General features: G+C 52.9%; 17 protein-coding genes and 1 riboswitch. Of the genes, 6 read left to right on the top strand and 11 right to left on the bottom strand.

All coding sequences use genetic code 11. The features are described from left to right. Positions 1–112 precede the first annotated feature (112 nt). The 7 genes from LVQ76_RS12645 to LVQ76_RS12615 all read right to left on the bottom strand — a co-directional run bounded on the left by LVQ76_RS12645 (position 113) and on the right by LVQ76_RS12615 (position 9,368). On the bottom strand, positions 113–1,495 hold the full coding sequence (locus LVQ76_RS12645; protein WP_232921783.1) for an MFS transporter: 1,383 nt from the start codon (positions 1,493–1,495) through the stop codon (positions 113–115). A gap of 255 nt (positions 1,496–1,750) precedes the next feature. After that, positions 1,751–5,275 (bottom strand): 5-oxoprolinase/urea amidolyase family protein, encoded by a 3,525-nt coding sequence (locus LVQ76_RS12640; RefSeq protein ID WP_232921782.1) that lies wholly within the window; start codon positions 5,273–5,275, stop codon positions 1,751–1,753. A gap of 78 nt (positions 5,276–5,353) precedes the next feature. After that, a complete protein-coding gene (locus LVQ76_RS12635; protein WP_232863851.1) occupies positions 5,354–5,989 on the bottom strand; it encodes an urea amidolyase associated protein UAAP2 in 636 nt (211 codons plus the stop codon). Beyond that, positions 5,983–6,696 carry an urea amidolyase associated protein UAAP1 gene (locus LVQ76_RS12630; protein WP_232921781.1) on the bottom strand — a complete coding sequence of 238 codons (714 nt, stop codon included), beginning with the start codon at positions 6,694–6,696 and terminating at the stop codon, positions 5,983–5,985. Before LVQ76_RS12630 ends, LVQ76_RS12635 begins: the two co-directional genes overlap by 7 nt. Before the next feature lie 15 nt (positions 6,697–6,711). Then, positions 6,712–7,476, bottom strand: a complete 765-nt coding sequence (locus LVQ76_RS12625; protein ID WP_232921780.1) for an ABC transporter ATP-binding protein — start codon at positions 7,474–7,476, stop codon at positions 6,712–6,714. Positions 7,477–7,485: 9 nt separating this feature from the next. After that, complete coding sequence (locus LVQ76_RS12620) at positions 7,486–8,298, bottom strand: ABC transporter permease (protein ID WP_232921779.1); 813 nt, start codon at positions 8,296–8,298, stop codon at positions 7,486–7,488. A 14-nt stretch (positions 8,299–8,312) separates the two neighbouring features. Then, positions 8,313–9,368 carry a putative urea ABC transporter substrate-binding protein gene (locus LVQ76_RS12615; RefSeq protein ID WP_232904862.1) on the bottom strand — a complete coding sequence of 352 codons (1,056 nt, stop codon included), beginning with the start codon at positions 9,366–9,368 and terminating at the stop codon, positions 8,313–8,315. A gap of 60 nt (positions 9,369–9,428) precedes the next feature. Next, positions 9,429–9,523, bottom strand: a riboswitch (guanidine-I (ykkC/yxkD leader). Positions 9,524–9,838: 315 nt separating this feature from the next. On the opposite strand from LVQ76_RS12615, the gene LVQ76_RS12610 reads away from it, so the two are divergent. The 4 genes from LVQ76_RS12610 (at position 9,839) to cspE (ending at position 11,811) form a co-directional block, all read left to right on the top strand. Then, entirely contained in the window at positions 9,839–10,549 is a 711-nt protein-coding gene (locus tag LVQ76_RS12610; RefSeq protein ID WP_232904860.1) for a DUF3053 domain-containing protein, read from the top strand. Positions 10,550–10,706: 157 nt separating this feature from the next. After that, a complete protein-coding gene (locus LVQ76_RS12605) occupies positions 10,707–10,976 on the top strand; it encodes a hypothetical protein (RefSeq protein WP_232921778.1) in 270 nt (89 codons plus the stop codon). Between the two features lie 14 nt (positions 10,977–10,990). Then, a complete protein-coding gene (locus tag LVQ76_RS12600; RefSeq protein WP_232863844.1) occupies positions 10,991–11,329 on the top strand; it encodes a hypothetical protein in 339 nt (112 codons plus the stop codon). A gap of 269 nt (positions 11,330–11,598) precedes the next feature. Further along, positions 11,599–11,811, top strand: coding sequence for a transcription antiterminator/RNA stability regulator CspE (cspE, locus tag LVQ76_RS12595; protein WP_232904856.1), 213 nt, complete (start codon positions 11,599–11,601; stop codon positions 11,809–11,811). Between the two features lie 64 nt (positions 11,812–11,875). Here cspE and yiiM read toward each other — a convergent pair whose 3' ends face one another. Both yiiM and sodA read right to left on the bottom strand, forming a co-directional pair. Then, complete coding sequence (gene yiiM, locus LVQ76_RS12590) at positions 11,876–12,550, bottom strand: 6-hydroxyaminopurine reductase (RefSeq protein ID WP_232921777.1); 675 nt, start codon at positions 12,548–12,550, stop codon at positions 11,876–11,878. Between the two features lie 70 nt (positions 12,551–12,620). Next, the gene (sodA, locus tag LVQ76_RS12585) at positions 12,621–13,241 is read right to left on the bottom strand and encodes a superoxide dismutase [Mn] (RefSeq protein ID WP_120065883.1); all 621 of its coding nucleotides are present in this window, start codon (positions 13,239–13,241) and stop codon (positions 12,621–12,623) included. Positions 13,242–13,639: 398 nt separating this feature from the next. Here sodA and LVQ76_RS12580 point away from each other — a divergent pair, with 398 nt between their 5' ends. Together LVQ76_RS12580 and rhaT are read left to right on the top strand one after the other, a co-directional pair. Next, a complete protein-coding gene (locus tag LVQ76_RS12580; RefSeq protein ID WP_232904852.1) occupies positions 13,640–15,061 on the top strand; it encodes an L-fucose/L-arabinose isomerase family protein in 1,422 nt (473 codons plus the stop codon). Positions 15,062–15,288: 227 nt separating this feature from the next. Next, positions 15,289–16,323 carry an L-rhamnose/proton symporter RhaT gene (gene rhaT, locus LVQ76_RS12575; RefSeq protein WP_151993721.1) on the top strand — a complete coding sequence of 345 codons (1,035 nt, stop codon included), beginning with the start codon at positions 15,289–15,291 and terminating at the stop codon, positions 16,321–16,323. Positions 16,324–16,418: 95 nt separating this feature from the next. Here rhaT and rhaR read toward each other — a convergent pair whose 3' ends face one another. Together rhaR and rhaS are read right to left on the bottom strand one after the other, a co-directional pair. After that, positions 16,419–17,294 (bottom strand): HTH-type transcriptional activator RhaR, encoded by an 876-nt coding sequence (gene rhaR / locus LVQ76_RS12570; RefSeq protein ID WP_232863840.1) that lies wholly within the window; start codon positions 17,292–17,294, stop codon positions 16,419–16,421. Between the two features lie 74 nt (positions 17,295–17,368). Further along, positions 17,369–18,205 carry an HTH-type transcriptional activator RhaS gene (rhaS, locus tag LVQ76_RS12565; RefSeq protein WP_232864023.1) on the bottom strand — a complete coding sequence of 279 codons (837 nt, stop codon included), beginning with the start codon at positions 18,203–18,205 and terminating at the stop codon, positions 17,369–17,371. Between the last annotated feature and the right edge of the window lie 198 nt (positions 18,206–18,403).

Below are 18,403 nucleotides of genomic sequence, written 5' to 3'. Positions count from 1 at the left end.
GTATAACGAATTGAAAAGCCTGTGATGAGCGGGCTTGAGTATAAATTTGTAAATGGTTATGCATTTTACGCAAAACGGCGGGACTGGCCCGCCGTGCTTACAGATTTTTCCATCATGCTTTTTGCGTAACTTTATCCAGCTCGTGGTTATTGGCGCGGTTCTCTGCCAATGCGCGCTGGCCCGCCCAGGATTTCACCATCAACGCGGTGGCGGAAAGTAGTGCCGGAATTGCCAGTAGCATGAAAATAGTTTTGAACGACAGCTCGGCCTGCATCAGGAATGCGCCGCTAAACGCGCCCAAAATCCCGCCGAAACGCCCCAGCCCTAACATCCACGCCACGCCAGTTGCACGCCCTTGGGTTGGATAAAAACCAGCCGCCAGCGCAGGCATCGACGATTGTGCGCCGTTCATAATGGTGCCCGCGATAAACACCATCACGCCCATTAATACCAGGCTTGAGGTGGAGAAACCGACCAGGCAGACGAACAGGCCCGTCAGTAAATAACCCACCGCGACGACTTTATTCGGGTTCAGCTTGTCCATCAGTGCACCAATAATCAGCACGCCAATGCCGCCGCCGAGCGGGAACAGCGCGGTGATAATCGACGCCTGACTGAGCGTTGCGCCGGTGTCACGAATCAGCAGCGGCAGCCAGCTGGTCAGGAGATAGAAAATCAGCAGACCCATAAAATAGGTCAGGCACAGCATTAAGGTTCCCACCAGATATCGTGGCGAGAAAATCACGCCCAGCGCGGTTTTATCTTTGATATGGCCGCCGACTTCGTTAAGCACGAAGCGCAGGTTTTCGCCTGATGGCAGCGGGGCAATGCGTTTTAAAATCGTGGCGATATCTTTCTGCGGTTTGTTCTTCACCACCAGATAACGTGCGGATTCCGGCAGCCAAATCATCAGCACCACAGAAAGAATGAGTGGCATCACGCCGCCCAGCACCAGTACGCTCTGCCAGCCGTAATGCGGGATCATCCATGCGGAGACAAAGCCACCCATTGAAGAACCAATCGGGAAGCCGACAAACATCAGGTTCACCAGCAGTGCGCGTTTACGTTCCGGTGCATATTCTGACATCAGTGTTGCTGCGTTTGGCATTGCCGCACCCAGACCAAGCCCGGTGAGGAAACGCAGGAGAGCGAGTGATGTCAGACTGGTAGCAAATGCTGTCAGCAGGCTAAAACCACCGAATACCAGAATCGACAACACCAACACTTTTTTGCGCCCGATGCGGTCAGCCATTGGCCCAGCGGTTAACGCACCCACCGCCAATCCGACCAATGCCGCACTCATCACCGGGCCAAGGTCAGATTTCTGCACGCCCCATTCCTGCACCAGGTCAGAGGCGATAAAACCAATAATCGCGGTATCGAAGCCGTCCAACGCCACCGTTATGAAACAGAGGATAAGGATCATCCACTGATATCTGGAAAACTTATTATTGTTAATAAATGCCTGAATATCTGTCGTTGTTGTCTTTGTCATAAGGCACGTCCTGAAGGATGCTGAGGTGTTCGATTATCGAACAATAATTCGTTAATCGTTCGTTAAATCAAACCACTCAGCAAGCTATTGGGCAATCATCCGGCAGGTGTTTGTGTGCGATTATCGTACTGATTACGTAGGTGTCAGCAGAGCGAGTCAAATTAAGCTTTAAATATTAATAGGTTGAAATGAGATTTCCGGCGACAGGATGTCACCGGATTTGTGAGGGGCTTAACAATCAAGCAACATTTACTTTTATGCTGCGGTTTCAATCACCATTAACAATTGCCCGGCATGAACCTGGTGGCCCTGCTGGCGCTGGAAGGTGCGAATAACGCCATCAACCGGCGAGGTAATCGGGATTTCCATCTTCATCGACTCCAGAATGCCAATGGTTTGCCCGGCTTTCACCTGCTCGCCTGGCTCAACCAGCCATTGCCACACGCTCCCGGCGACCTGGCTTTCCACACCGCAACAGGAGTCGGGAATGAACTCGTCGTTGGTCGGCGTTTCATCAAGTGCGCTGTCAAATGTGAATTGCCCCTCCGCCCGCCAGCGCGCCAGTTCTTCATCAAACGCGTGTTGGCGTTGCTGCTGGAAGGTGTCGATAGTTTCGGCTTCTTGCTCAAGCATTTGCTGATACGCGTCGAGGCTAAACTCGCCTTCTTCAATGCGCAGCGGATAGTCGCCCCACGGGAAACGCTCGCGGATTTCCAGCAGCTCTTCGGCGCTGACTTCGTAAAAGCGAATCTGGTCGAAAAAGCGCAGCAGCCACGGTTTGGTGAAAACTTCAGTCTGGCGGTCGCGGTTCCACATTTGCAGGGTTCGCCCGATAAACTGATATCCGCCAGGACCTTCCATGCCATACACGCACATATATGCGCCGCCAATGCCGACCGAGTTTTCCGCAGTCCAGGTGCGCGCCGGGTTGTATTTGGTGGTGACCAGGCGGTGGCGCGGGTCAAGCGGCGTGGCGACGGGTGCGCCCAGGTAAACATCCCCCAAACCCATCACTAAATAGCTGGCGTCAAAGACGATTTTTTTCACGTCTTCAATGGAATCCAGCCCGTTAATTCGGCGAATAAACTCGATATTGCTCGGGCACCACGGTGCTCCGGGGCGAACCGACTGGGTGTAGCGAGTTATCGCTTCGCGGCAGGCGGCATCGTCCCAGCTCAGTGGTAGCCAGACGGTGCGCGACGGCACTTTGGCGTTCTGCAAATCTCCCAGCGCGTGATCGGCGGCAATAATCGTTTCCAGCAGTTGCTGGCGCGGGCAAAGAAGGTTGTCGAAATGAATTTGTAGCGAACGAATGCCTGGCGTCATCTCCAGGCGGCCTTCCTGCGGATGTGCTTCCAGCCGCTGCATCAGTGCGTGGACGCGAAAACGCAGCGCGATATCCAGCACTTGTTCGCCGTATTCCACCAGTAAAAAGCGATCCCCTGCCGCGCGGATGGTGACAGACGGCATGCCGTTGTTGGCGGGATCGTGGTAGAGGATTGGCGATTGAGCAGTGCGGTCATCCAGACTCACCGCCACAAACTCAATTGTATCCCCGGCCTTAAGCTGCCCCAACTTCCACAAATCGTCACTAATCACCGTCGCCGGGCAGACAAATCCGCCGAGCGACGGGCCGTCCGGGCCGAGGATCACCGGCATGTCGCCGGTAAAATCCACGGTGCCAAAAGCATAGGCATTGTCGTGAATATTCGACGGGTGCATTCCAGCTTCGCCGCCATCGCTACGCGCCCAGGTCGGTTTTGGGCCAATCAGGCGAATACCGGTGCGGCTTGAGTTGTAATGCACCTGCCAGCGGGCGTCGAAAAACGCCTGAATATCCTGTTCGGTGAAAAACTCCGGTGCGCCGTGCGGCCCGTAAACCACGCGCAGTTGCCAGCTATTGCTGAGCTGCGGATAATCTTCTGCGGCTAACGACGCGGCGGTGCGGTGCTCGGCGGCGGCAAGATGCAGCACATCTCCTGCACGCAGCGCGCGCCCGGCGTGACCACCAAATTTACCCAGCGTAAAGGTGCTGCGGCTGCCGAGATATTGCGGGCAATTCAGCCCACCCGCCAGCAGCAAATAGCTGCGGCAACCCGCGCCGATAATATCGCCGAGCGTTAAAACTTGCCCTGCGTTGGCGTTGACGACCACACCTGTTGAAACCGCCTTATCATCTAGTTTTGCGGCGATTTCAGCCCCGGTTAGCACGAACGCACACGGTTGATTAAAGCGCAGCGTCGGGCCGCGTAAGGTGATTTCCAGGCCAGCGGCTTGTGCGTCGTTCCCCAACAATTTATTGCCGACGGTAAAGGCGCGGTTGTCGAACGGGCCGGAAGGCGGCACGCCGACATGCCAGTAACCGCTGCGCCCCGGCGCATCCTGAATGGTGGTCATGGTGCCGCCGGTCAACACATCCAGCGTCGCAGGTTGCCAGTTCACCTTGCCGAGCGTGGCGGTAATCACTCGCCCTTGCTGCACTTCTGGCAAAGTCAGCAAATATCGCAGCCATTTGAGATTGGTTTCGATGCCATACAGCGACGTTTGCTGCAAAGCGTTTGCAAGCGAAGAAAGCGCCTGTTCGCGAGAATCCGCATGAACAATGACTTTTGCCAGCATCGGGTCGTAAAACGGTGACACTTCACAGCCCGTCGCCAGCCAGTGATCGACGCGAAGCGTTGCGCCGTCGACTTCTTGCGGGAATATCACCTCGCTTAACAGCCCAGCCACCGGCTGGAAGTTTTTCGCCGGATCTTCGGCATACACGCGCACCTGAATCGCATGGCCGTGCGGCGTGGTGCGCAAAGTTTCGAGTGCGGGCAGCTCATTTGCACCCAACACCACCATCCAGCTCACAATATCCACGCCGTAAACCATCTCGGTCACGCCATGTTCCACCTGCAAACGCGTGTTCACTTCGAGGAACCAGAATTGCTCGCTGATGTCGTCGTAAACGTATTCCACCGTTCCGGCGCTGCGATAATTCACCGCGCTGCAAAGCTCGACCGCCGTGCGGTGTAAAGCGCTGCGGGTTGCGTCAGACAAGCGTGGTGCGGGAGTTTCTTCAATGACTTTTTGGTTGCGGCGCTGTGCTGAACAATCGCGTTCGCCCAGTGCGATAACGTTGCCCGCTCCGTCACCAAAAACCTGCACTTCGATATGGCGAGCGTGGGCGATAAATTTCTCTAAAAAGACGCCATCGTCGGAGAAGTTGTTGCCTGCGAGGCGTTTTACGCGGGTAAATGCTTCGTTCAATGCCGATGCGTTATCGCAACACTGCATGCCAATTCCGCCGCCGCCCGCCGTGCTTTTCAGCATCACCGGATAGCCGATGCGGTTTGCTTCTTCCAGTGCGACATCCAGCGAAGTCAACAGGCCGCTACCGGAAAGCAGCGGAACATGGTTCAACTCTGCCAGTTCACGGGCGCGATGTTTAAGGCCGAAAGCTGCCATCTGTTCAACGGTGGGGCCAAGGAACACGATATTTTCACTGTCGCAGCGCTCGACAAAACTGGCGTTTTCACTCAAAAAACCGTAACCCGGATGCACTGCTTCTGCGCCACATTCTTTGAGGATCGCAAACAGTTTGTCCTGGTTGAGGTACGTTTCGCGCACGTTGCCGTCGCCTAAAGAGAAGGCGAGATCGGCCTGGCGCACGTGTTGGGAGTGTTTGTCGGCTTCGGCATAAACCGCAATCGCGGTGATGCCCATTTGCTTGAGGGTGCGGATGATACGCACCGCAATCGCGCCACGGTTGGCAATCAAGACTCGTTTAAACATAGCGGTTTCTCAGGCTCGCAGGTCGTCCTGCTGTCAATTCGGGCGCTGGAGTGCGGGCCGTCCCGCAGCGCTAAATGATTACCAGACGGCGACTTCAATCGGCGTTGGGTTGTAACCGTTGCAAGGGTTGTTGAGCTGCGGGCAGTTGGAGATCAGCACCAGAACATTCATTTTCGCCACCAGTTCGACGTATTTCCCCGGTGCTGAAATGCCATCGGCAAACTGCAATCCGCCTTCTTGAGTGACCGGCACGTTCATAAAGAAATTGATGTTGTGGGTGATGTCGCGGCGCGTCAGGCCATATTCCGGGTGCTGCGCCACGGCGAGCAGCCAGCTGTCGCGGCAGGCGTGCATATGGCGTTTTTCAAGTGAATAGCGAACGGTGTTGCTCTCGGTGGCACAGGCACCGCCGAGAGTGTCGTGGCGGCCACAGGTATCGGCCACAATTTCCAGCATAGGGCGGTCTTCGTTCGAGCGCAAAACGCTGCCACTGGTGAGGAAAACGTTGCGCTGGCCGCGCAGTGTATCGGTTACGCTATAGCGTTCGGCGGTGTCGTCGGCGTTATAAAACAGCGTATCTGCCGCCTGGTTGCCTTCCAGATCGGTGATGCGCAGTGTCTGGCCTTCTTGCAGGCGATAAACCCAGTAATCACCGGCGTTTACCGTGGCTTTGAGCTGGGCAGTTTCTGTATGGCGTGGGCTTTCAGTCAGCATCCGCAGGCTCCTTCAGTCAGGATATAAAGTTCGTTGTTATGCAGGCCACGGCAGTTTTCTTCACGTTGCAGGCAGATTTCCGGCAGTGGCTGGCGGGTGGCGTCCAGTTGAATGCCGAGCGCCTGGCGCGGGTAAGTCATTGCCTCGTTCAGCGGATGCGGGCAGGTGTGCAGAATCACTAAGGTGTCCATCGCAAAACGCAGCGTGACAGTTGCACCCGCCAGCCCCTGCCGTTCGAGTTTTAAATCGCCTTCATCGCTTGCGGTGACTTTGGCAAAAAAGTTGATATTTGCCGCCATGTCGCGTTTGCCAAGGCCGTATTTCGCCAGTTCAATCAGGAAGCTGTCGTAGCCGTTTTGGTGGCGTTCGTTGCGGGCTTGCTGGTAATCCAGCGCACCAAATTGCAGCGCGATTTGTGCGGCGTTACTGCTGCCGCAGACGGTTTCATGCCAGCCAAAGCTGTCTTGTTCGATGCCACAGAAGATGCGGCCCATATCGGAATACAGGCAATGCCCGGCGGTTAAGCGGAAAGTGTGCTGGCATTTCAGGGTGTCCGGCGCGTTATAGCGCTCCAGCAGGTTTTCCGGGTTGTAAAACAGTGCGGCGGCGTTCACTCCTCCGTCAATGTCGGTAAGCGTCAACGCGGTGCCACGGCGCATGATCAGCGACCAGTGGCTGCCCGCGGGGAGTTCGGTTTGGTAGGCCATATTTGGCTCCTTATTTCAGGCGACTTTACGTTCGGGTTCGGCATCCACCGCGCTGGCGGGTTTTTTATCAAGTGGGATATCGTAGGTAATGCTCGCACCCCAGCGGTCCGGTGCTTGCGGGTCGTGGCGCACTTTGTCGAACACCCACAGACGTGAACCAAGCGAAAAACCTTCTTTCAGATCGTGTGTAATCATGAAAATGGTCAGGCGGTGACGCTCCCACAAATCGCTGATCAGCAAATGCATTTCGTTGCGAATGCCGGGGTCGAGTGCGCCAAAAGGCTCATCAAGCAGCAGAATGCGTGGCTGTTTCATCAATGCCTGAGCCAGCGCCAGGCGCTGCTGCATACCGCCAGAAAGTTGGTGCGGGTATTTGTTTTGTGCGGGTAGTAAGCCGACTTGATCGAGCATGGCGCGGGCGCGTTCACGAATTCCCCGGCGTTTCTTGCCCCATACACGGCCCAACCAGCGAGCGGTGCTGAACTCCTCCGCCAGCATCACATTGCCAATTACGGTGAGGTGCGGAAACACCGAGTAGCGCTGGAAAACCACGCCACGCTGCGCATCCGGTTCTTGTGAGATAGGTTTTCCATCCAGCAAAAATTCGCCTTTGGTGGCTGATTCCGTGCCGAGAAGCATCTTCAGAAAGGTGGTTTTCCCGCAGCCTGAAGCGCCGACAATCGAGATAAACTCGCCTTCTTCCACTCTGACATTCAGCCGTTCCAGCACCACCTGGTCACCGTAGTGCTTTTCGATATTTTTCAGTTCGAGCAACGCCATAGCGCCTCCTTATTTTGCGTAATACCACGGGAAGCAGCGGCGGTTAACCACGCGCAGCAGCAGGTCGAGGGTGAAAGCCAGCAGCGTAATCCACGCCACGTACGGCAAAATTACGTCCATCGCCATATAACGGCGCATCAGGAAGATGCGGTAACCCAGCCCTTCGGTGGCGGCTATGGCTTCGGCGGCAATCAGGAACAGCCAGGCGGAACACAGCGACAAACGCACCGCATCAATCAGGCGTGGCAACAGTTGTGGCAGAACGACGCGCCAGAGAATTTGTGCACTGTGGCCGCCCAGCGTCTGGGCTTTCACCATTTGTTCGTGGGGAATCGCCTGCACCTGGAGCTGTAAATCGCGCACGATAAACGGCGTAATGCCGATGACAATCAGCACCACTTTTGACACTTCCCCCAGCCCAAAGGTGATGAAAAGAATCGGTAAAATCGCCAGCGGCGGGATTAATGCAATCAAGGTGATTAGCGGTGAAAGCACTGAACGCACCACTGGAAGCGCGCCGCAGAACAGGCCAAAAACCAGCGCCAGAAAGGCACTCAGTCCAACGCCTGTCAGCAAACGCAGCAGGCTTGCGGCGCTGTCTGTCCAGAACAGATATTCGCCAGTCCGCGGGCTTGGCGTGAACGCCATGCGGTCGATAGCCGCCCACATTGCATCAAACCCCGGCAGCAGTTTGTCGTAACTGTTGGCGGCGAGGCGGGCATCAGACGACACCAGATAGAAGAAAATCAGCGCGACTAATGGCAAGGCGCCCATCAGCACTCGGGTCATTGGCTGAGGGTGATAGTTAATGATTTTGCGCATCGGGCACCTCCGGTTTACAGCGCGTTGCTCACGACGAGGTGAAGAAACTCATCGGTGAAACGCAGTTTGGTGTTGTTGGTATCGCCCCAGTTTCCGGCCGGTGTCGCCACACCGACGACGTCGGCAGACGGCGCGGCATCGCCCAATAAGCCGTGTTTAAAGGAGAACTCGGCAACCATCTGCATGGTGGTTTTCAGTTGTGGGCTGTCGGTGAAATCGAGCGCCAGTTTCGGGTCGCTGAATAAATGCGTGGCGGCGAGCTGGGCGTCGAACCCGGCTAAATCGGTGCCTGCGGCCTGGCCCATTTGCGTGCGAGCGGTTTTGGCAGTTTCCGATTCTCCCTGCATGACTTTCAGCGTTTCAAACCAGGCTCCGGTCAGCGCTTTGCCGAGTTCCGGGTGGGCTCTCAGGGTTTCGGTGTTCACCACCAACAGGTCGAGAATTTCGCCGGGGATTTGGGCGGAGGAGAACAGGAGTTTGGCGTTGGGCTGTTTTTGCGCTTCGGCTAACAGCGGGTTCCAGGTGACGATAGATTTCACGTCCGGCGTGGTAAATGCCGCGACCAGATCCGCATCGGCGGTGTTCACCACCTTCACATCACGCTCGCTCAGGCCTGATTTTTCCAGCGCGCGAGCCAGTAAATAGTGTGAAACAGAAAGCTCGACCAGGTTAACGGGCTGGCCTTTTAATTCGGCAATAGATTTTGCGGATTTAGAGAGGATGCCGTCATTACCGTTGGAGTAGTCGCCAATAATCAGTGCGGTGCTGTCGACGCCGCCAGCGGCCGGAATGGTCAGCGCGTCCATGTTGGTCATGGTGCAGCCGTCAAACCCTCCGGCGGTGTATTGGTTCACCGATTCGATATAGTCGTTAACCTGCACAAATTTAATATCGATGCCGTATTTGTCGGCCCATTTTTTGACGATGCCGCTTTGTTGGGCGTAATCCCACGGCATCCAGCCTGCGTAGATAGACCAGCAGAGTTTAAACGAGGGTTTTGCGGCAAAGCTGCTGACACTAAACAGCGCGATTGCGGCAAACAAGATTCCACGGTGGCAAGCTTTAAGCATGGTGGTTCCTCTGACGGTTGCGGAAAAAGGTGCAGGAGGGCGGCGCTCAATGGTCGCTTATCCTCCCGGGCTTTTGTCCCGCCGTGTAACCGCCAGAGGGCGGTCGATCACTCTCGGACCAGCATCTTTCGACCGGAACCCTAGTGATCCATTACCAAATTGTATGGCGACATCGGTTGCCCGTATCACCCCTGCATCCAGATATCAGCAAGATGAATGCCAGGTGTGAAAAATAGATAATTTATCTATTTATTACAGAGGATTAACCTACATTTAGGGGTGTGCACAATTGAAGGGAAATGTGCCAATAAGGTGCAGAGTAGCGTATGAAAATGCACCATTTCAGCGCAAATCTGCCTGAAAGAGATTGTTGTGAAAGGGTATCTTGCAAAGTCAGGTTGGACTATCCTTAGCAGCATTATTGGGTGCGCATTTGCGTATTTGCATTGAATGGTGAAGGAGTAGAAAAGATGGCGACAGGTAAGTCCTGGTCACGCTGGTTTGCGCCGCTTGCGGCAATTTTAATGGTGGTGAGTCTGAGTGGCTGTTTTGATAAAGAAGGCGATCAACGTAAAGCGTTTATCGATTTCTTACAAAACACAGCGATGCGCAGCGGTGAACGCCTGCCAACGCTGACAACCGATCAGAAAAAGCAATTTGGTCCACTGGTTTCTGATTACGCGATTTTGTATGGCTTTGCCCAACAGGTAAACCAGGCAATGGATGACGGCATGAAGCCAGTCGCTGACAGCGTAAACAGCATTCGTGTACCACAAGATTATATGACTCAGCGCGAACCTCTGAGCCAGGCTAACGGTTCACTGAACGTGTTAGGCCAACAAGTGCAAAATGCCAAAATGCAGGCAGACAGCGCTCGTTCCACCTTAAAGCAGCCTGACGATTTGAAAGTTGTTTACGACAAGGTTTATCAGAAAGTGGTTACTGCTCCGGCAGACGCTATGGCTCCACTGATCCCTGCGGCACAAACTTTCACAGCACAACTGGTGCAAGTGGGTAACTTCATCCAGCAGCAGGGCACTCAAGTTGGCTTTACTGCAGGTGGCATTCAGTTCCCAACCTCACAGCAGGCAAGCCAGTACAACTCGCTGATTGCTCCGCTGACTTCACAGCATCAGGCGTTTATGCAGGCTTATTCAGCCGCTCAAACTTCAATGCAGTAATTGCAGTTTTCCCCGTCGAAAGACGGGGAATAATCTCCCGCTTTAGCATTCCACATCCGCGCTTAATTCCTACCCAGGGTACAAATTTGTCATAAATTTGACACCACCTGATGCTGTTCATAAACTCGTCATTAACTGTCCGTTATGAGGAGTTCTCATGCCAAATACAATGTCCCAAAAGACTGCCCGAGAAGGGTTAAGCAACCCTGAGCTTTTTGAAGGCGGCGTTTACGTCACGAAAAACGGTGTCGCGGAACTCTTTGTTCAGACAGCAGCAGAGCGCCAGTTGGAAGAGGCTGAACGCCTACGTGAGCGCCAGAGCAACGCGCTATTAAAACTGGTGATGAAGGCTAAGCTCGATGTGACTGAAGGGAAAACGGTTTCGCCTGAAGCGGCCCTCCAACGACTCCGTTCCGCAAGGAAATAAACAGGGAGTATAAAGTGAAGGAACACAGCATTGTACTTACCGAAACTGCGGTGAAAAGCCTCCAGGATATTGAATTCTTTAAGTCACAATTTATCGGTGTGGAAGCTGCGGGAACGTTCATTGAATCGCTGTTGTTACGTTCGGTTGCGGCTATTTCAGAGGACCCAAGCCGATATCGTATAAACGGTACTCTCGCGGACAAAGGTGTCAGGATTCGTGAGTGGCTGGATGTGGAAAATGAGTATCGTTGTTTTTATGATGACAGCAACCATTCTGAAATCGGCATTTTACTCTATGCAAGCATGAAGGAAGATTTCGAATCGGCGCTCTATCGCCACAATGTTATTTACTGAGTTTACCCCTACTCTGAGCGTCCAGACCGCAGATGGCCTGAGCTCCAGCCCTTCGGACGGCTAAAATAAACCTTGTTATTCACTGCTGTTATATGAGTTAATGCATTCATCGGTTTGAAGCACAGACCCTTAAGCAGTTTAGTAGCGCAGTCCTCAAAGAGTTATCATAGATACCCTTCGACGTGATCTACCTTCCTTTATCGCTTTAAAAAATCTGTAAAACATTCCAATTGCGCCGGAAGGCAAATTTAATTTAAAAGGTAATATCTATGTCTAGCAAAATGACTGGTCTCGTAAAATGGTTCAACTCTGACAAAGGCTTCGGCTTCATCACTCCTGACGATGGCTCAAAAGACGTGTTCGTTCACTTCTCTGCTATCCAGATTGATGGCTACAAGTCTCTGGACGAAGGCCAGAAAGTGTCTTTCACCATCGAAAGTGGTGCTAAAGGCCCAGCTGCTGGTAACGTAACTAACCTGTAAGGTTAACGTTAGCAAAGCTAAGAATTTAAAAACCCGCCTCGGCGGGTTTTTTCGTATCTGGGGTTTATTTCCCAAAAAGTCTTCGGGAATTATCTTCGATCTTCCCCAGCAGTCGCCGTTTCTGCATGGTCCGTGTCCAGCTCACGGATAGCCCCGCAGCCGAAAGTAACCGGTGATACTGCTCATCATCAAATGGCATATGCCATGCTGTCGCAATTGCTTCTGCAACCGTCACATCACTAACGCGAGAAACCAGCTCAAGCGGTGATTCCGTCGATACATTTCCTGCCATTACGACCCGATAAAGCCAGCCGCAATAACCTGTTTCCTGCATCAAAGAAGACATATCACTAATGCCAAAATGGTAATTCAGCTTGAAGCAGGGTGAGCGCGGTTGCGTGACCTGAATCAGTGCTTCTCCCCAACGGAAAATATCGCCGATATAGACATCTTTTTCTGTCAGACCTTCGGTCGATAAGTTTTCACCGTAGGCAGGAGCGGTAAAAAGCTCAGCTTGTTCGGGGAATTCACGCGCCCAGTGAAGATAATGTTCACGTGGGTAGTGGCATAACGCGCGATCCGGCCCGCCATGAATAACTTTTTCAGCCTGCTGATCGCCTTCAAGGCCCAGTTCAGTGAGTTTAAGTTCACCATCGACCTGATATTTGGCGATAGCACTCGGCCTACTGCCCTGATATTCACGAATTTTGCCGATATAAACGTTTAGCGAATAGTGCATCTGAACCTCCCTGCAACAGACATAAAAAAAGCGAGCCATCAGGCTCGCCTCTCGTCAGCTGCAATGCAACTTATTTTTTAGCGGCAAAACGTGCTGCTGCTTCGTCCCAGTTCACCACATCCCAGAATGCTTTGATGTAGTCAGGGCGACGGTTTTGGAATTTCAGGTAGTAAGCGTGTTCCCAAACGTCCAGACCCACGATTGGGAAGCCAGAAACGCCAGCGACCGCTTCGCCCATCAGAGGGCTGTCCTGGTTTGCAGTAGAAACCACAGCCAGTTTGTCGCCTTTCAGAACCAGCCACGCCCAGCCGGAGCCGAAACGTGTTGCTGCTGCTTTTTCAAATTCAGCTTTGAAGTTATCAACGCTACCGAAATCACGCTCGATGGCTGCCTTCAGATCACCTTGCAAAGTGGTGCCAGTTTTCAGGCCTTTCCAGAAGAAGCTGTGGTTAGCGTGGCCGCCTGCGTTGTTACGCAGAACGGTTTTTTTGTCTGCCGGCAGTTGATCCAGTTTAGCGATCAACTCTTCAACAGGCAGGCTTGCGAACTCTGGCAGAGACTCCAGCGCTGCATTCGCGTTGTTTACGTACGCCTGGTGGTGTTTGCTGTGATGGATTTCCATCGTTTGTTTGTCGAAATGTGGTTCCAGGGCGTCGTATGCGTAAGGCAGGGATGGCAGGGTGTAGCTCATATTCTCATCTCCATTTATACCCGTCACCTTTCAAGCCGCAGATGCGTTGGCTGCGGTCACTCACCTGAATCACTTAGTTCACTAAGCTCATCAGGACTCATTCACTTGCCGCCTTCCTGCGACTCGAAATGTTTAGGGTATGCAGTTGAACGGCGAATAACCTGTTAACGCCGCGTAATCAGTTGGTTCATTATAGTTAATTAAATGATATTGAAAATGATTATCAATGCCGTAGTTTTTATAAGGTTATAGCTTTTTGGCATGATGGCGAAAATGTGAGCGTTGTCAGGTGGATAAATCGTTTTTTGCCACGCTGTTCAGAAACTGGCATTGCGGCAAAGGCAGTACGGAAAAATTAGGGTGATAGTCAGCGTTTCTTCATACGCAGGAGCATCCTTATGTCGCTTAATATCGCCCTTTTCGGTATTGGCCTTGATACTTACTGGCCACAGTTTTCGGGCCTCGAACAACGCCTGACGGACTATTTGCAGCACATTGACCAACGCCTCACAACGCTTAACGCCACTGTCATTAACGGTGGGCTGATTGATAGCGTCGCCAATGCAGATACGTTTGCTACGCAACTCCAAAGCCAGCCGGTCGATGCCATTGTGCTTTACATCAGCACTTACGCGCTTAGCTCAACCGTGCTGCCGCTGGTGCAAAAAATAAATAAGCCGGTGATTATCCTGGCGCTGCAACCGGAGCCAGGTTTGCCCTACGCCAAAATCCGTGACATGACCGATCGCGGTCAACGTACCGGTGAGTGGCTTGCTCATTGCCAGGCGTGCAGCGCACCAGAGTTGGCGAACGTATTTAATCGCGCAGGTATTCGTTATCAACTTATCGTTGGTGCATTACAAGGTGATGACTATGTCTGGGAGCAAACCTCGCAATGGCTACAGGCGCTGGAAGTACAAAAAGGGTTGTCTGCTTGCCAGGTGGGCGTTCTGGGTCACTATTACGATGGCATGGTAGATGTTTACAGCAACATGACCAATCTGAGTGCCAGACTCGGCGTGCGTTTCAAACCGCTTGAAATGTGCGAACTGGCGGAATATCGCGAGCAAGTCACGCCTGAGACCTGCGCACAAAAATGGCAGGAAGTTGAATCCTCGCTGCAAATCGATCCGTCTTGTGAAAAGGTCGAACTGGAACGCGCGGTGCAAACCGCCTGTGCAATGGACAAACTCATCGAAAACAACCGCCTCGGCGCGCTGGCCTATTACTACGAAGGACGCAACTGCAACGCTTACGAGAACATAATTACTTCAATTATTCTCGGCAACACGCTGCTGACTCAGCGCGGCGTTCCGGTCGCCGGGGAGTATGAGATCAAAAACGTACTGGCAATGAAAATCCAGCAACTTCTGGGGGCGGGTGGCTCGTTTTCGGAACCTTATGGCATTGAGTTTAAAGATGATGTAGTGCTCTGGGGACATGATGGCCCGGCGCATCCGCTAATGGCCGAAGGAGATGTGTGCCTTGTTCCTCTGCCGGTTTATCACGGCAAACCGGGCAAAGGCGTGTCGATTCAGATGACGGTGAAACCCGGCCCGGTAACTTTCCTTTCTATTGTTGAGGATGCACAAAACGGTGTGCGTTTGCAGTACGCCGAAGGTGAAGCCGTGCCGGGCGAAGTGCTGGATATCGGCAACACCAACAGCCGCTACCGTTTCCCGTTAAATGCTCGTGATTTCACCACCCAATGGTGCCTCGGCGGGCCAGCTCATCATTGTGCAATTGGTCTTGGGCATCAGGGTGAGGTTCTGGAAAAACTCGCCTGGCTGCTTGGCGTACAGAGCGTGAAAATCTGTTAATCCGAGAAATGGTGGATGACGCGTACCGCTTATCCACCCTACAAAAACAGGTTGAAGGGATATAAAGAACTGTGACTCCCATCAATCCTACCCCCTGAATTTTGCCAGCTTTACCCCTGCGGCGGCAGTACATGGAAGGTTCGCCCATTGTTCACTCTTTAGACTCAATGGCATTGGGGTTGCCAGTTGTCACCCCTGCGTTTTTGGCTAAAACAGAGGGATAGAAAATGAGTAACGCAATAACAATGGGGATAATCTGGCATCTGGTGGGTGCTGCAAGCGCCGCCTGCTTTTACGCCCCTTTTAAGAAAGTACAGCATTGGTCATGGGAAACCATGTGGGCCGTTGGCGGTTTCGTCTCGTGGATAATCCTGCCATGGCTGGTCAGCTACATTTTGCTTCCTGATTTTTGGGCTTACTACGGTTCGTTTAACGCTTCAACCCTGCTGCCAGTCTTCCTGTTCGGTGCGATGTGGGGCATTGGTAACATTAACTACGGCCTGACGATGCGCTATCTCGGCATGTCGATGGGCATTGGCATCGCAATTGGTATCACGCTGATTGTCGGTACGTTAATGACGCCAATTATTGCCGGAAAATTTGATGTTTTAATCGGCACACCTGGCGGGCGCATGACACTGCTGGGCGTTTTGGTGGCACTGGTGGGCGTGGCGATTGTCACCCGCGCAGGGCAACTTAAAGAACGCAAAATGGGCATTAAAGCCGAAGAGTTCAACCTGAAAAAAGGGCTGATACTAGCGGTAATGTGCGGCATTTTCTCGGCGGGTATGTCTTTTGCGATGGACGCCGCAAAACCGATGCATGAAGCCGCAGCAGCATTGGGCGTTGACCCACTGTATGTCGCGTTGCCGAGTTACGTCATCATTATGGGTGGCGGCGCGGTAATTAACCTCGGCTACTGCTTCATTCGTCTGGCAAAAATGCAGAGCTTGTCGATAAAAGCCGACTTCTCACTGGCAAAACCGCTGATCATCAGCAACGTGCTTTTCGCAGCTCTTGCCGGTTTGATGTGGTATCTGCAATTCTTCTTCTACGCCTGGGGCCACGCCAAAATTCCTGCGCAATACGACTACATGAGCTGGATGTTGCACATGAGTTTCTACGTGCTGTGCGGCGGTTTGGTCGGCTTGATCATGAAAGAGTGGAAGTCAGCAGGTAGAAAGCCTGTTGGTGTACTGAGCATCGGTTGTGTGGTGATTATTATTGCGGCAAACATCGTCGGCCTTGGTATGGCTGCGTAATACCCGTCATACTTCAAGTCGCTGGGTTGTTGGCTGCACTCACTTACCCCAGTCACTTACTTTAGTAAGCTCCTGGGGATAAGTTCCTTTGCCGCCTACCTGCAACTTGAATTATTTAGGGTATCCAATTGAAGCGTGTATCGTTGACGCCACATCCGTGGCGTCATCCCCGTCTCCTTAGTAAACACTACTGAAAAGTAGTTACTGTCCTCAAAGCCGCACCGTGTGGCGATATCCCCAATCAACAGCTCGCTATGGCGCAATAAATCCTGCGCCTGGCAAATCTTTAGCTGGCGTAAATACTGACTGATGGACATGCCGGTTTGTTGGCGGAAAAACTGCCGCAAATAGCGCTCTGCCAGCTGATGCTGCTGGCAAAATTGCGATAATTCAAAAGGCGTGTTGAGGCTTTTCCCAAGCGCAGCCATCAATAAATCGAGGGTTTCGTTGCTGTCTGGCCCGGCGGCATCCTGAGATTTGTAACGGTGGCGACGCAGCAGAATACACAGCTGCAGAAACAGGCTTTCCGTCAAACACAACGACAGCGCATCGGGCTTCACGCTTTCGTGTTCCAGTTGGCCAATTAACTGGCGTGCCTGCGCCATGCCATGGCTGCTCAAACGCCAGCGCGGGTCTTTTCCAGAAGCTGCCGCGTTATCCAGCAGTTCGCTCCAGTCGACGTTGAGCTTCAGCCGTTCCGGGCAATAGATAATGTTATGCAACACCAGGCCGTTAACCGATTCGTAGCTGTGGCGATCTTCGGCGCGAATATAAAACAGGTCGCCGCAGGTGATGCGATAGGGGCGGTCGTTCAGTACGTGCAGGCCGTTGCCGCGCCACACCAGCACCAGCTCGCAGAAATCATGGGTATGTTCGGCAAAGACGTTTTGCGGATAGCGGTCGGCCACCGCTACGGGTTGTACGGTGGAGGCGAAAAAATCTGCTTTTTTGAGAACTAAATGACCCGCCACAGCAATACCTCAAAACCAGAACAATCAGAAAGTATTGGCTTTTTTGGCTAAAAAAACGGTGATTGCCTTCGCGATTACTGAAGTTGTGTGTCGCGCCCCTGGCGAATCTCACGCGGGGACCAGGAAAACTCGCGCTTAAAAAGCGTCGAAAAATGGTTACTGTCGCCAAACCCGCACTGGAAGGCGATATCCGTTACGCTCTCCTCGCCGTGGCGCAGCAGGTGCCGGGCTTTCATCAGGCGTAAACGGTTGAGATAACGCTGCGGTGTCATGCCGGTTTGCTGTTTTAACTGGCGATGCAGCGTGCGCAGGGAAAGGGTGAATTGCGAGGCCAGTTGCTCCCAACATATATCTTCGGCGAAATGGTCTTCAAGCCACGCCATTAGTTGGTTTAAGCGGCCTTCCGAGTTGGTAGCACCTTCCATCATGCTGCCTCTGCGTAGCAACACCAGCAGTTGCATAAACAGAATTTCACGGTTAGCGACGGCGTGGGTATCCGCTGCTTCACCAATCTGTTCAAACTTTTCAATCAAACCGCGAACCTGTTGCAACACCGGCTGGTTCACGCGCCAGTGGGATGGATAATTGCCGTCCTGCTCCTGTGGCAGCAGCTTATCGAGCCCGGACAAAAAGCAAAACGCATCGGGTGCACGATACAGAATATTGGTCAGGCAGAGGTTTTCGGTCTGTTCGTACAAATGGCGGTCGTGGTCACGCACAAAACAGACGGAGCCCCCGCTCAACGTATACGGTTGACCATTAAAAACATGCGTTCCAGTACCGTGTTCTACGATAACAATCTCATAAAAATCATGATGGTGTTCCGGGAATGCGGGCTGGGGTAAACGCGGCTCAATCGCCACGGATGAATGTCCAGATGGGAAAAAATCAAAACCATGCAATATCGTCATCATTACCCCCAGGCTCATTTAAAGTAGCTCGATAGTAGATAACGCTTCTCATCAGCACCTTAAAGTTTCGACACGAAACTAGCTAAAAACTGTTCGTTTTTTAAGAAAGGCCGGGAATTATCAGGAAATGCGGAGGGCGTCACAGGGCGGTTTTAGGGGTGATAAACACGAATATGTGACATCACTCACGTTCACCTT

The organism is Buttiauxella cochleicola, assembly GCF_021283185.1.
In the GTDB taxonomy this organism is placed as follows: Bacteria; Pseudomonadota; Gammaproteobacteria; order Enterobacterales; family Enterobacteriaceae; genus Buttiauxella; species Buttiauxella massiliensis.
Note: the sequence above shows the minus strand (reverse complement) of the source record. Positions and strands in the feature narration are given on the sequence as shown.

Bases quoted from the DNA above. Each gene is read 5' to 3' on its own strand.
- LVQ76_RS12645 (WP_232921783.1), bottom strand. From the start codon at position 1,495: ATGACAAAGACAACAACGACAGATATTCAGGCATTTATTAACAATAAT.
- LVQ76_RS12640 (WP_232921782.1), bottom strand. From the start codon at position 5,275: ATGTTTAAACGAGTCTTGATTGCCAACCGTGGCGCGATTGCGGTGCGT.
- LVQ76_RS12635 (WP_232863851.1), bottom strand. From the start codon at position 5,989: ATGCTGACTGAAAGCCCACGCCATACAGAAACTGCCCAGCTCAAAGCC.
- LVQ76_RS12630 (WP_232921781.1), bottom strand. From the start codon at position 6,696: ATGGCCTACCAAACCGAACTCCCCGCGGGCAGCCACTGGTCGCTGATC.
- LVQ76_RS12625 (WP_232921780.1), bottom strand. From the start codon at position 7,476: ATGGCGTTGCTCGAACTGAAAAATATCGAAAAGCACTACGGTGACCAG.
- LVQ76_RS12620 (WP_232921779.1), bottom strand. From the start codon at position 8,298: ATGCGCAAAATCATTAACTATCACCCTCAGCCAATGACCCGAGTGCTG.
- LVQ76_RS12615 (WP_232904862.1), bottom strand. From the start codon at position 9,368: ATGCTTAAAGCTTGCCACCGTGGAATCTTGTTTGCCGCAATCGCGCTG.
- LVQ76_RS12610 (WP_232904860.1), top strand. From the start codon at position 9,839: ATGGCGACAGGTAAGTCCTGGTCACGCTGGTTTGCGCCGCTTGCGGCA.
- LVQ76_RS12605 (WP_232921778.1), top strand. From the start codon at position 10,707: ATGCCAAATACAATGTCCCAAAAGACTGCCCGAGAAGGGTTAAGCAAC.
- cspE (WP_232904856.1), top strand. From the start codon at position 11,599: ATGTCTAGCAAAATGACTGGTCTCGTAAAATGGTTCAACTCTGACAAA.
- yiiM (WP_232921777.1), bottom strand. From the start codon at position 12,550: ATGCACTATTCGCTAAACGTTTATATCGGCAAAATTCGTGAATATCAG.
- sodA (WP_120065883.1), bottom strand. From the start codon at position 13,241: ATGAGCTACACCCTGCCATCCCTGCCTTACGCATACGACGCCCTGGAA.
- LVQ76_RS12580 (WP_232904852.1), top strand. From the start codon at position 13,640: ATGTCGCTTAATATCGCCCTTTTCGGTATTGGCCTTGATACTTACTGG.
- rhaT (WP_151993721.1), top strand. From the start codon at position 15,289: ATGAGTAACGCAATAACAATGGGGATAATCTGGCATCTGGTGGGTGCT.
- rhaS (WP_232864023.1), bottom strand. From the start codon at position 18,205: ATGACGATATTGCATGGTTTTGATTTTTTCCCATCTGGACATTCATCC.